The sequence below is a fragment of the Polaromonas sp. YR568 genome, assembly GCF_943369675.1.
Lineage (GTDB): Bacteria > Pseudomonadota > Gammaproteobacteria > Burkholderiales > Burkholderiaceae_C > Polaromonas.
Genome location: NZ_CALROB020000022.1, coordinates 83,872 through 94,916 on the forward strand (window position 1 = coordinate 83,872; position 11,045 = coordinate 94,916).

Genomic DNA, 11,045 nt, shown 5'->3' on the forward strand with positions numbered 1-11,045 from the left:
CGGCAAAAAAACCACAAATTAACCGGGGTTATCCCGCTTTATGACCCTTTAGAGTCGGCCAACCTGTAAGTAAAAGTTAACTTGGGCGCACACTGCATGAACGGCTTCGCTGCCGTGCTTTCCGCAGTCGCGGTTCAACAATCACTTTGGGATGAACAACATGACGGTTTATTGGCGTAATGCGGCGGTGCTGGCTGGCACGGCCCTGGCTCTGGGTTCCACGGTGGCGCAGACCGAAAGCCCTCGTCCGGCAAAAGCAAAGGCGGCGGCCGCACCGGCCGCAGTCGAGAAATTTTCAGGCCCGCGCGAGAAGATGGTGGTGGCCATGCCCAAGACCTATGGCAAGACCGAGACCATGGCCTTGTGGGGCGACTACTTCAGCCACCTGTCGCGCTGCGCCAATGTGGAATTGCAGAACGCCCAGGGCGATTCACTGGAGCGCACCAGCAACGTCGACATCCTGGGCGAGAAGGAACTGGTCGAAGCCCTTTCGACCGGCAAGGCCCAGATCGGCCAGGTGAATCCCGGGCTGGCCGCGCAAATGGTGACCGCCGGACAGGCCGCGCCGTTCGGCGTGCCAGGCAACAAGGCCACCGGCCAGCGCAACTCCTACAAGCTGATCCTGGTCACCCGCATTGACAGCCCGTACAAGGAGCCCAAGGACCTGATCGGCAAAAAAATCGCGCACACCACGCCCACCTCCAACTCTGGCAACCTGGCGCCGCGCGTGCTGTTCCCGGCCCTGGGCCTGACGCCGGACAAGGACTATGAAGTGGTTTTCTCCAATGGACATGAGCGCTCGGTCACGGGTGTGATGCACGGCTTTTACCCTGCCGCGGCTGTGGCCAGCGACCTGTACCAGCGTATGGTCGTCAAGGGCGACGTCAAGGGATCCAGTCTTCGCACGATCTGGGAAAGCCCGCCTTTCATGACGGAAACCTGGACCATGAACAAGGACGTCTCGCCCGAGCTGCAAGCCCGTGTCAAGAAATGCTCGTTCAGCTACAACTTCTCGCCCACGCTGAAGAAGCAGCTGCCCGGCAACGACACCTTCCTGCCCATCAATTTCGACCGCGACTTCGCAACGGTGATGCAGGTCTACCGCGCCACGCAGAAAAAGTAACACCCCCGTCCAGGCTTACTGCGTGTAGCCTGTTCCCCCCTCGAGGGGGCGGCGCCTGCGGTCTGGCAAAGCCAGTCCCGCGGCCCCTGCTGGTGAAATACCTCCACTAGTCACACCCACAGGATTCTTCAAGCCAGCATGAGCCGTGGAACCGGCTTTGCCGGGCCACAGGCGGGCGGCCCCCTCGGGGGGCAGCGACCCACACGAAGTGGGGGAGCGTGGGGGCTCTACTTCATACTCCCGAAAACTTTCTTGAGGATGGCGCTGCCGGTGCCGACCGGATCCTGGCGGATCTTCTTTTCTTCTTCGCCGATGATGAGGTAAAGGCCATCCAGCGACTTGCCGGTAACGTACTGCTGGATGTTGGCGTCTTCTTTCTTGACGAGGCCGAAGCCGGCGGCCTTGCCAGCGAACTCGTTGTATTTGTTGGCCAGGCCGACTTTTTCGGTGGCCTTGGTGACGACGGGCAGGAATTTCACGCCCAAGGGCGCGCGGGTCTTTTCAGCGAAGAAGGTGGTGACGGAGGTCTCGCCGCCTGTCAGGATGTTCTTGGCGTCGTTCACGTTCATCGTGCGCACCGCATTGACCAGCAGGTCCTTGCCCATGGGCACGGCGGCTTCGGCGGCGCGGTTGATGGCGGTGACCAGTTCGTCGATGCGTTTGCCCTGGCCGAAGTTTTTCAGCAGTTTCGACGCGTCTTCAAGGTATCCGGGCAAAGGAATGCGAACTTTCGGGTTGCCGAGGAATCCATCTGTCTTGCCCAGCAGGGCGACGGCCGCGACGGCGCCTTTTTCCAGGGCGGTTTTGAGGCCGGCGCTGGCGTCGGCATTGCTGATGCCGGACAGGTCACCCAAAGAAAGCGCGTGGGCCTGGTGGTAAGTGGCCAATATCAGTGCGCCCAACGCGCTGACGCCGGCTTGGTTAAAATTGCGACGTTGCATGATGAGGTCTCCCATGAAATTGACATCCAGCCAGACAGTATGCCGTATGGCACTGGCCGGCGTTCTGGCGCTGGCGGCCCTGGCAAGCCTGCCCGGATGCAGCGGCGCGCAGGCCGCACCGGATTCGACCTTCGTGCTGCTGGACGGCAGCAAAAAGACCACCGCCGACCTCAAGGGCAAAGTCACCCTGGTCAACTTCTGGGCCACCAGCTGCGTGACCTGCGTGGCGGAAATGCCCAAAGTCATCTCCACTTACAACAAATACCAGAGCCAGGGCTATGACACCCTGGCCGTGGCCATGAGCTATGACCCGCCCAGCTACGTCGTCAACTACACCGAAACCCGCAAGCTGCCCTTCAAGGTCGCCATCGACAACACAGGCGCGGTGGCCAAGGCCTGGGGCGACGTGCAGCTCACGCCGACCACCTACCTGGTGAACAAACGCGGCGAGATCGTCAAGCAGTACGTGGGCGAGCCGGATTTTGCGGCGCTGCATCAGCTGATTGAAAAGCTGCTGGCTGAGAGCTGAAGCGTTTTACTCCCCAAAAAGAAAAGCCGGTTCGAATGAACCGGCTTTTTTGTTGGCCTAACCCCGGATGGGGATCTAACGGCTGTGAGGGCTTTTACTGCGCGCGGAAAGAATCGTGGCAAGCCTTGCAGGTGCCGGCAGTGGAAGCAAACGCCGTCTTCAGCGTGTCGATGTTGCCGGTCTTGGCGGCTGCAGCCAGCTTGGCGGTTTCAGCAACCAGCTTTTCATGGCCTTCCTTGAACTTGGCCTGTTCAGTCCAGATTTCGGCCTTGGCCTTGGTGTTGCCGCCCTTGTCGGTGCCGGGCGCGAAGCCGGCCCAGGGGAGCTTGGCCATGTCGGCCACGATGTCGGCGTTTTCGGCGGCGACTTTGGCGTCAAAAGGGACACGGCCGTTGGCCATGGCACCGACCCGGCCGAAATGCTGGCTCATGACAAACAGCGCGCTCTGGCGGTATTTGATGGCGTCTTCGGGTTTGGCGAACTGCGCGGATGCCGGAGCGGCCATGGCCACCAGGGTGAGGGCCGCTGCGATGCTGGCGAAAAGTTTCATGGTATTCCTCGTGAGGTTTTTTTAGGATATGGTCGGTGCAGTCAATGGCAGCGCGCTGGGCTTGCTGCCATGTGGCTGAGTTTAGCCAGAGCCGGTAAGTTCCGCAGGAACTTATGCACTACGGGAAAGCACCAAGAACCTGCACGGCGGGCCGGGCGCGATCCCCCCTGCATGAAGCAACCCACATGAACGAGGAGTGAGCGTGTACACCAACAAGAATCTGCACAAGGTGCGTGTGTGGGATTTGCCCACACGGTTTTTCCACTGGGCGCTGGTGGCCTGCGTGCTCGGCCTGGCGATCACCGGCACCGTGGGCGGCAATGCCATGGTCTGGCACTTCCGTTTTGGCTACACGGTGCTGGCCCTGCTGCTGTTTCGCATCGTCTGGGGCCTGGTGGGCGGGCGCTGGTCGCGCTTCGGCGCCTTCATCTACGCGCCGCAAAGCGTCATCAATTACCTCAAGGGCCAGGGCAAGCCGGAGCACGGCGTGGGCCACAGCCCGATAGGCGCGGGCTCGGTATTCGCGATGCTGGGCTTCCTGGTCGCCCAGGTCGGCACCGGGCTGCTCAGCGACGACGAGATCGCCTTCGCCGGCCCGCTGACGCGTTTTGTCTCGAACGCCACGGTCAGCCTGAGCACGAATTACCACAAGAACATCGGCAAATGGGTGCTGCTGGCGCTGGTGCTGCTGCACATCGCGGCCATCGTCTATTACCTGAGCCGCAAGCACAACCTGGTCGGCGCGATGCTGCACGGCGACAAGGAGCTGGTGGTGCAGGCGCCGCCTTCGCGCGACGACACCGTGTCGCGCGTGGCGGCGGTGCTGATCCTGGCGATTTGCGGCGGTGTCGCGTATTGGGTGTCCACGCTGGCGGCGACCGGGTTCTGATGGCCGGCACCCGGTGAGGAACGCCGGCGAAGCACGGTAAACTGGTTGCCGGCTTTTCGCCACCGACCACTCAGTGCAACGCCCTTCCATCCAGTTCATCACGCCGGACACACCCGAGCAGCTGGCCGCCACGCGGCTGATCTTTCGCGAATATGCGGAGCAGCTGGGCGTGGATTTGTGCTTCCAGAACTTCGAGGGTGAACTGGCCGATCTGCCCGGTGAATACGACGCGCCCGAGGGCACGCTGCTGCTGGCGCTCGTGGACGGCGAGGTCGCAGGCTGCTGCGCCTTGCGCGCGCTGGACTCGGTCGACTACCCGAACGCCGGCGAGATGAAGCGCCTTTTCGTGCGCAAGTCCTTTCGCCGCTTCGGCCTGGGCCGCCAGCTGGCGGAGGCCATCCTGGACGCGGCGCGTGTAGCGGGCTACCACTCGGTGCTGCTGGATACGCTGGACGACATGGAATCGGCGCGCGCGCTCTACACCGAACTGGGCTTTGCGGAGATCCCGCCCTACTATCACAACCCCATTGCGGGGGCGCATTACCTCAAGGTCGATCTCTAGCCTCTCCCAAGGCGGAAACAAAAAAGCCACCGGGTTCGCGCGCGGTGGCTTTTTTCCTGGCGAAGAATCCGCGCGCTCAGCCCTTGGCTTGCGCCAGCAGCGTGGCCGCATCGCTGACTTCAAACTTGCCGGGGCCTTCGACGTTGAGGCTGGCGACCTTGCCGTCTTTGACCAGCATGGAATAGCGGTTGCTGCGCACACCCATGCCGCGCGCCGTCAGGTCCAGCGTGAGGCCGGCGGCTTTGGCGAATTCGGCACTGCCGTCGGCCAGCATGCGTACCTTGTCGCCGGTCTTCTGGTCACGCGCCCAGGCGCCCATGACAAAAGCATCGTTGACGCTGAGGCACCAGATCTCGTCGACGCCCGCGGCCTTGAGCTCGGCGAATTTCTCGACGTAGCCGGGCACGTGCTTGGCCGAGCAGGTGGGCGTGAACGCACCGGGCAGGGCAAACAGGGCGATGGTCTTGCCGGCAGTGGCCTTGGCCACGTCAACCGGGTTGGGGCCTATGCTGCAGCCATTGCCCTCGACTTCGGAAAATTCCATCAGCGTGGTGGCCGGAAGGGTGTCGCCTACTTTGATCATGGTGTGCTCCTCTAAAAATAATGAATGGGTTGAAAATCAACCCCCGCAGTTTAGTGCGGAGGCGGCTAGCGTGCGCTCACTGTACAGAAACCGGCTTGCGCCGAAGGTCATCCTCGAGGGAAAGCCCTTGGCCTTGATAGCGGCACCGGCGCCGGCACAAACAAAAACGGCCCACCGAAGTGAGCCGTTTTTAAAGAGTGGCGTGATGCCAGCCCCAGGTAAACCCGGGATTTAAACGATCGCAGCCTTCTCAACCAGACGGGTCACAACCCAGTTCTTGGTCTTGGAGATAGGACGGCTTTCGGTGATCTCGATCACGTCGCCCGTGTGGTACTCGCCCTTTTCGTCATGGGCGTGGTACTTGCTGGACAGCGATACGATCTTGCCGTACAGCTCGTGCTTGACACGGCGCTCGACCAGGACCGTCACGGTCTTGGCGCGCTTGTCGCTGACCACCTTGCCGATCAAGGTGCGCTTGAGGGATTTTTTAGCTTCCGTCATTTTTTGGCTCCTTGCTTGACGATGGTTTCGGCCAGGATAGTCTTGGCGCGAGCGATGCTGCGGCGCGTGGAACGCAGCGTGGAAAGGTTGGTCAGTTGCTGCGTGGCTTTTTGCATGCGCAGGCCAAAGTGGGCTTTTTGCAGCTCTTTGACTTCGGTTTTCAGGCCGGCAACGTCTTTTTGGCGGAGTTCAGAAGATTTGGTCATTGTCATTTCCCCTTACTGGCCAATCATGCGGCTGACGAAGGTGGTGCGCAGCGGCAGCTTGGCGGATGCCAGGCGGAACGCTTCACGGGCCAACTCTTCAGGCACGCCGACGATTTCAAACACGATCTTGCCGGGCTGAATTTCAGCCACGTAGTACTCTGGATTGCCTTTACCGTTACCCATACGCACTTCAGCAGGCTTTTGGGAAATCGGCTTGTCCGGGAAGACACGGATCCAGATACGGCCGCCACGTTTGACGTGACGGGAAATCGCACGGCGTGCGGCTTCGATTTGACGAGCAGTCAGGCGACCACGGTCGGTGCATTTGAGACCGAAGTCACCGAACGCAACCGAGGAACCCCGGGTAGCGACGCCGGTGTTACGGCCTTTTTGCTCTTTGCGGTATTTTCTGCGAGCGGGTTGCAGCATTTTGATTCTCCGTTATTAGACCGATTACTCGGTCTTGGCACCGTCAGCTGCTGCAGCTGGCGCGGCTTTACGGACGCGCTTAACGGTGGTTTTCGGGGCTTCGCTACCAGGGGTAGCTTCAGCCGGCTTGTCGCTACCATCCGCCGGGGCGGTGTTGGTTGCGCCGCGCGGTGCGCGAGCACCACGTGGAGCGGGACGGTCGTTGCCTGGACGATCACCAGGACGGGCATCACGGCGTGGGCCGCGCGGCTTGCGTTCTTCGTCAGGCACTTCCGCCATCTTGGCGCCGGGCGCATCGTTGCGGCCCAGCGTGTCGCCCTTGTAGACCCAGACCTTGACGCCGATCACACCATAGGTGGTCTTGGCTTCGGAGGTGCCGTAGTCGATGTCGGCGCGCAGGGTGTGGAGGGGCACGCGGCCTTCGCGGTACCACTCGCAACGAGCGATTTCAATGCCGTTGAGGCGGCCGGACGACATGATCTTGATGCCCAGGGCACCCAGACGCATGGCGTTTTGCATGGCGCGCTTCATCGCACGGCGGAACATGATGCGTTTTTCAAGCTGTTGCGTGATGCTGTCTGCGATGAGCTTGGCATCAATTTCAGGCTTGCGAACTTCTTCGATGTTCACGGCGACCGGCACACCCAGCTGGCGGCTCAGTTCTTTTTTCAGCGCTTCGATGTCTTCGCCTTTTTTGCCGATCACGACGCCCGGACGTGCCGAGAAAATCGTGATGCGGGCGTTCTTGGCGGGGCGCTCGATCAGGACGCGCGAAACCGCGGCGTTCTTGAGCTTGGCCTTCAGGTACTCGCGAACCTTGATGTCTTCGGCGAGCATGCCGGCGAAATCACGGTTGCTTGCGTACCAGCGGCTGGCCCAGTTGCGGCTGACTGCAAGGCGAAACCCGGTTGGGTTGATTTTTTGTCCCATATCCTGCTGCCTTTAGTTGCCAACCACCACGTACACATGGCACGTGGGTTTGCTGATGCTGTTGCCGCGGCCTTTTGCGCGCGCGGAGAAACGCTTGAGCGTGGCGCCTTGTTCGACGTAGATGGTTTTCACCTTCAGCTCGTCGATATCGGCGCCATCGTTGTGTTCAGCGTTGGCGATGGCGGACTCCACAACCTTCTTGATGATTCCAGCAGCTTTTTTCTGCGTGAAATTCAGGATGTTGAGGGCTTGATCCACTTTTTTGCCGCGGATCAGGTCAGCGACCAGACGGCCCTTGTCGACCGACAGACGAACGCCCCGGAGGGTTGCACGTGTTTCCATGGTCTTTCCTTACTTTCTCACAACTTTTTTGTCAGCCGGATGACCTTTGAAAGTCCGGGTGAGTGCGAACTCGCCCAGCTTGTGGCCAACCATTTGATCGGTGATGTAGACAGGTACGTGCTGCTTGCCGTTGTGGACGGCGATGGTCAGGCCGATGAACTCGGGCAGGATCATGGAGCGACGCGACCAGGTCTTGATCGGCTTTTTGTCCTTGTTGGTAACGGCCTTGTCGGCTTTAGCTACCAAATGATGGTCGACAAACGGACCTTTTTTGAGTGAACGTGTCATGGGTTAGCCTTACTTCTTGCGACGCGAAACAATCATCACTTGCGTGCGCTTGTTGTTGCGGGTGCGGTAGCCCTTGGTCAGGTTACCCCATGGATCGACAGGATGACGGCCTTCGCCGGTCTTGCCTTCACCACCGCCGTGCGGGTGGTCAACCGGGTTCATCACCACACCGCGAACGGTCGGGCGAATACCCATCCAGCGCTTCACACCGGCCTTGCCGAGACGGCGCAGGCTGTGTTCTTCGTTGGCGACTTCACCGATGGTGGCGCGGCACTCGATGTGGATCTTGCGAACCTCACCGGAGCGCATACGCACCTGGGCGTAGGTACCTTCGCGGGCCAGCAGCGTTGCCGAGGTGCCGGCGGAACGGGCGATTTGCGCGCCCTTGCCGATTTGCATCTCGATGCAATGGATGGTGGAACCCACGGGGATGTTGCGGATAGGCAGCGTGTTGCCGACGCGAATCGGCGCTTCCGAACCGCTCACCAGCGTGGCGCCGACTTCAAGGCCGCGGGGGGCGATGATGTAGGTGCGCTCGCCGTCGGCGTAGCAGAGCAGGGCAATGTGGGCCGTGCGGTTGGGGTCGTACTCGATGCGTTCGACCTTGGCCGGAATGGCGTCCTTGTTGCGCTTGAAGTCCACCACACGGTAGTGGTGCTTGTGACCGCCGCCTTTGTGGCGCGTCGTGATGTGCCCGTTGTTGTTACGGCCGGCCTTCTGGAATTGTGGTTCCAGCAGCGGCGCGTAAGGCTCACCCTTGTGAAGGTGATCCCGGGAAATCTTCACCATCCCGCGCATGCCGGGGGAGGTGGGTTTCATTTTAATGACAGCCATTACGCAGACTCCCCACCGAGGTTGAGCTCTTGACCTGGCTTGAGCGTCACATAGGCCTTGCGAATGTTGTCGCGGCGGCCGATGGATTTGCCAAAGCGCTTGGTCTTGCCTTTGATGTTCAGGACGGCGACCGACTGGACGTCCACCTTGAACATCAACTGCACGGCGGCCTTGATTTCAAATTTGGTGGCATCCTGCAGCACCTTGAAGGTCACGGCATTGGTCTTGTCCGCGATCATGGTGGCCTTTTCGGACACGATGGGCGCGACCAGGACCTGCATCAGGCGGCCTTCGTCGAATTTCAGTTTTGGAGAAGATGGGTTACGGGCGCTCATGCGAACATCTCCTTGAGTTGGTCCATGGCGGCCTTGGTGACCAGAACCTTCTTGTAGTGGACCAGCGACACCGGATCGGCGTAACGGGGCTCAACCACGAGGATGTTCACCAGGTTGCGGGAAGCCAGGTACAGGTTTTCATCAACTTCATCAGCGATGACGAGCACCGAGTTGAGGTTCATGGCCTTGAACTTGTCGGCCAGGACTTTCGTCTTGGGCGAGTCCACGGTCAGGGAGTCAACCACAGCCAGGCGGCCTTCGCGCGCCAGCTGCGAGAGGATGGACGCCATGCCGGCGCGGTACATCTTCTTGTTGATCTTCTGCGTGAAGTTTTCGTCAGGCATGTTCGGGAAGATACGACCGCCGCCGCGCCACAGGGGCGAAGACGTCATACCAGCACGTGCGCGACCGGTGCCCTTTTGTTTAAAAGGCTTCTTGGTCGAGTGACGGACCTGCTCACGGTCTTTCTGGGCGCGGGTACCTTGGCGGGCGTTGGCCTGGAAGGCCACGACCACCTGGTGAACCAGGCTTTCGTTGTATTCGCGACCAAACACGGTATCAGGCACGTCAACTTTGGACGAGGCCAGACCTTGGTCATTCAGGAGTTCGACCTGCATCAGTTCGCTCCTTTAGCAGCGTTGGCGGACTTGGCCTTGATCGCGGCGCGAACCGTGACAAAACCGCCCTTGGAACCAGGCACAGCGCCGCGAATCATCAGCAGCTGACGGGCTTCGTCGATGCGCACGATGTTCAGGTTTTGCGTGGTCACGGTGACGTCGCCGAGGTGGCCCGTCATGCGTTTACCGGGGAACACACGACCGGGATCCTGCGCCATACCGATGGAGCCGGGAACGTTGTGCGAACGGCTGTTACCGTGCGACGCGCGTTGCGAGCTCATGTTGTGGCGCTTGATGGTGCCGGCGTAGCCCTTACCGATGGAGGTGCCTTGCACGTCCACCAGCTGGCCCACGGCAAACACGTCAGCTGCGGGCACAACGGTGCCAGCGGCGTACTTGCCTGCGACGTCAGCCGTCACGCGGAATTCTTTCAGGATTTCACCGGCTTCAACGCCTGCTTTCGCAAGGTGACCGGCGGCCGGCTTGGTGACACGCGATGCTTTGCGTGCGCCAAATGCCACTTGAAGGGCATCGTAGCCGTCATTTGCTTCGGTTTTAACCTGGGTCACGCGGTTGTTGGATACATCCACCACGGTGACAGGAACTGTGTCCCCATCATCCGTGAACAGACGCATCATGCCAACTTTGCGGCCCAGCAACCCGAGGGAGTTGCTCAGACTCATGATGTGTTCTTTCGTAACTTTCACCGCTGCGACTTCAATTGGCCACAGACGTTTTGACGTGAAAGACAGTTAATAAAACCGCCCACCACATATCGGCGAGACGCCAACATGCAAAGGACAGCCCAAGAGTATAGCCCAGGCAGCCAAAAATGGCAAACCCGGGCTAGAACCTGTCGATTTGGGGCCCGGCTTGTGGCCGAAACCCCGATTTTTCGCTTACTGCAGCTTGATTTCGACGTCCACGCCGGCCGGCAGGTCGAGCTTCATCAGGGCGTCCACGGTTTTGTCCGTAGGGTCCACGATGTCCATCAGACGCTGGTGCGTGCGGATTTCCAGCTGGTCGCGGCTCGTCTTGTTGACGTGGGGCGAACGCAGGATGTCGAAGCGCTTCATGCGGGTTGGCAGGGGCACGGGGCCCTTGACAATCGCGCCGGTGCGCTTGGCGGTGTCAACGATTTCAGCTGCCGACTGGTCGATCAGCTTGTAATCAAACGCCTTCAGGCGGATGCGGATTTTTTGCTTGGTGGCCATGGTAATTCCTTAGTGTTTGCGGAAATTACGCAATGATCTTGGCAACGACGCCGGCGCCGACGGTCTTGCCGCCTTCGCGGATGGCGAAGCGCAAGCCCTCTTCCATGGCGATCGGGTTGATCAGCTTGACGGTGATCGACACGTTATCGCCTGGCATGACCATTTCCTTGCC

The 11,045-nt window shown here is 60.4% G+C and carries 18 protein-coding genes and 1 pseudogene; 4 read left to right on the forward strand and 15 right to left on the reverse strand.

Annotation, left to right across the window (positions count from 1 at the left end; genetic code table 11):
• Positions 1-160: 160 nt before the first annotated feature.
• The gene (gene phnD, locus ACLV8F_RS13725; protein WP_411884767.1) at positions 161-1,123 is read left to right on the forward strand and encodes a phosphate/phosphite/phosphonate ABC transporter substrate-binding protein; all 963 of its coding nucleotides are present in this window, start codon (positions 161-163) and stop codon (positions 1,121-1,123) included.
• A gap of 227 nt (positions 1,124-1,350) precedes the next feature.
• Here the strand turns inward: phnD and ACLV8F_RS13730 are convergent, their stop codons facing one another.
• A complete protein-coding gene (locus tag ACLV8F_RS13730) occupies positions 1,351-2,064 on the reverse strand; it encodes a DUF4197 domain-containing protein (protein ID WP_411884768.1) in 714 nt (237 codons plus the stop codon).
• A gap of 46 nt (positions 2,065-2,110) precedes the next feature.
• On the opposite strand from ACLV8F_RS13730, the gene ACLV8F_RS13735 reads away from it, so the two are divergent.
• Positions 2,111-2,593: a TlpA disulfide reductase family protein gene (locus ACLV8F_RS13735; RefSeq protein ID WP_411884777.1), complete on the forward strand. Its 483-nt coding sequence runs from the start codon at positions 2,111-2,113 to the stop codon at positions 2,591-2,593.
• 94 nt (positions 2,594-2,687) lie between these two features.
• Here the strand turns inward: ACLV8F_RS13735 and ACLV8F_RS13740 are convergent, their stop codons facing one another.
• Entirely contained in the window at positions 2,688-3,143 is a 456-nt protein-coding gene (locus ACLV8F_RS13740; protein WP_411884769.1) for a c-type cytochrome, read from the reverse strand.
• A gap of 202 nt (positions 3,144-3,345) precedes the next feature.
• Here ACLV8F_RS13740 and ACLV8F_RS13745 point away from each other — a divergent pair, with 202 nt between their 5' ends.
• Together ACLV8F_RS13745 and ACLV8F_RS13750 are read left to right on the forward strand one after the other, a co-directional pair.
• Complete coding sequence (locus ACLV8F_RS13745) at positions 3,346-4,032, forward strand: cytochrome b/b6 domain-containing protein (RefSeq protein ID WP_411884770.1); 687 nt, start codon at positions 3,346-3,348, stop codon at positions 4,030-4,032.
• Positions 4,033-4,105: 73 nt separating this feature from the next.
• On the forward strand, positions 4,106-4,594 hold the full coding sequence (locus ACLV8F_RS13750; RefSeq protein WP_411884771.1) for a GNAT family N-acetyltransferase: 489 nt from the start codon (positions 4,106-4,108) through the stop codon (positions 4,592-4,594).
• Positions 4,595-4,670: 76 nt separating this feature from the next.
• On the opposite strand, the gene ACLV8F_RS13755 is transcribed toward ACLV8F_RS13750, so the two are convergent.
• The 13 genes and pseudogenes from ACLV8F_RS13755 to tuf all read right to left on the reverse strand — a co-directional run.
• On the reverse strand, positions 4,671-5,177 hold the full coding sequence (locus tag ACLV8F_RS13755; RefSeq protein ID WP_411884772.1) for a peroxiredoxin: 507 nt from the start codon (positions 5,175-5,177) through the stop codon (positions 4,671-4,673).
• Positions 5,178-5,408: 231 nt separating this feature from the next.
• Positions 5,409-5,678, reverse strand: coding sequence for a 30S ribosomal protein S17 (gene rpsQ / locus ACLV8F_RS13760; protein ID WP_007866526.1), 270 nt, complete (start codon positions 5,676-5,678; stop codon positions 5,409-5,411).
• Positions 5,675-5,884 (reverse strand): 50S ribosomal protein L29, encoded by a 210-nt coding sequence (rpmC, locus tag ACLV8F_RS13765; RefSeq protein WP_411881973.1) that lies wholly within the window; start codon positions 5,882-5,884, stop codon positions 5,675-5,677. Before rpmC ends, rpsQ begins: the two co-directional genes overlap by 4 nt.
• Positions 5,885-5,896: 12 nt before the next feature.
• The gene (rplP, locus tag ACLV8F_RS13770; RefSeq protein ID WP_007866520.1) at positions 5,897-6,313 is read right to left on the reverse strand and encodes a 50S ribosomal protein L16; all 417 of its coding nucleotides are present in this window, start codon (positions 6,311-6,313) and stop codon (positions 5,897-5,899) included.
• 24 nt (positions 6,314-6,337) lie between these two features.
• Positions 6,338-7,243 (reverse strand): 30S ribosomal protein S3, encoded by a 906-nt coding sequence (rpsC, locus tag ACLV8F_RS13775; RefSeq protein WP_411881974.1) that lies wholly within the window; start codon positions 7,241-7,243, stop codon positions 6,338-6,340.
• 12 nt (positions 7,244-7,255) lie between these two features.
• On the reverse strand, positions 7,256-7,585 hold the full coding sequence (rplV, locus tag ACLV8F_RS13780; RefSeq protein WP_007866508.1) for a 50S ribosomal protein L22: 330 nt from the start codon (positions 7,583-7,585) through the stop codon (positions 7,256-7,258).
• A gap of 9 nt (positions 7,586-7,594) precedes the next feature.
• Positions 7,595-7,873 carry a 30S ribosomal protein S19 gene (gene rpsS, locus ACLV8F_RS13785; protein ID WP_007866503.1) on the reverse strand — a complete coding sequence of 93 codons (279 nt, stop codon included), beginning with the start codon at positions 7,871-7,873 and terminating at the stop codon, positions 7,595-7,597.
• 9 nt (positions 7,874-7,882) lie between these two features.
• Positions 7,883-8,707 (reverse strand): 50S ribosomal protein L2, encoded by an 825-nt coding sequence (gene rplB / locus ACLV8F_RS13790; protein WP_092130383.1) that lies wholly within the window; start codon positions 8,705-8,707, stop codon positions 7,883-7,885.
• Complete coding sequence (rplW, locus tag ACLV8F_RS13795; protein WP_411881975.1) at positions 8,707-9,042, reverse strand: 50S ribosomal protein L23; 336 nt, start codon at positions 9,040-9,042, stop codon at positions 8,707-8,709. The genes rplB and rplW overlap by 1 nt, the downstream gene beginning before the upstream one ends.
• Complete coding sequence (gene rplD / locus ACLV8F_RS13800) at positions 9,039-9,659, reverse strand: 50S ribosomal protein L4 (RefSeq protein ID WP_007866495.1); 621 nt, start codon at positions 9,657-9,659, stop codon at positions 9,039-9,041. The genes rplW and rplD overlap by 4 nt, the downstream gene beginning before the upstream one ends.
• Positions 9,659-10,342, reverse strand: a complete 684-nt coding sequence (gene rplC, locus ACLV8F_RS13805; RefSeq protein ID WP_411884773.1) for a 50S ribosomal protein L3 — start codon at positions 10,340-10,342, stop codon at positions 9,659-9,661. The genes rplD and rplC overlap by 1 nt, the downstream gene beginning before the upstream one ends.
• Before the next feature lie 216 nt (positions 10,343-10,558).
• The gene (rpsJ, locus tag ACLV8F_RS13810) at positions 10,559-10,873 is read right to left on the reverse strand and encodes a 30S ribosomal protein S10 (RefSeq protein WP_007838118.1); all 315 of its coding nucleotides are present in this window, start codon (positions 10,871-10,873) and stop codon (positions 10,559-10,561) included.
• A gap of 25 nt (positions 10,874-10,898) precedes the next feature.
• Positions 10,899-11,045: pseudogene (gene tuf / locus ACLV8F_RS13815) on the reverse strand (elongation factor Tu); the annotation flags it as partial.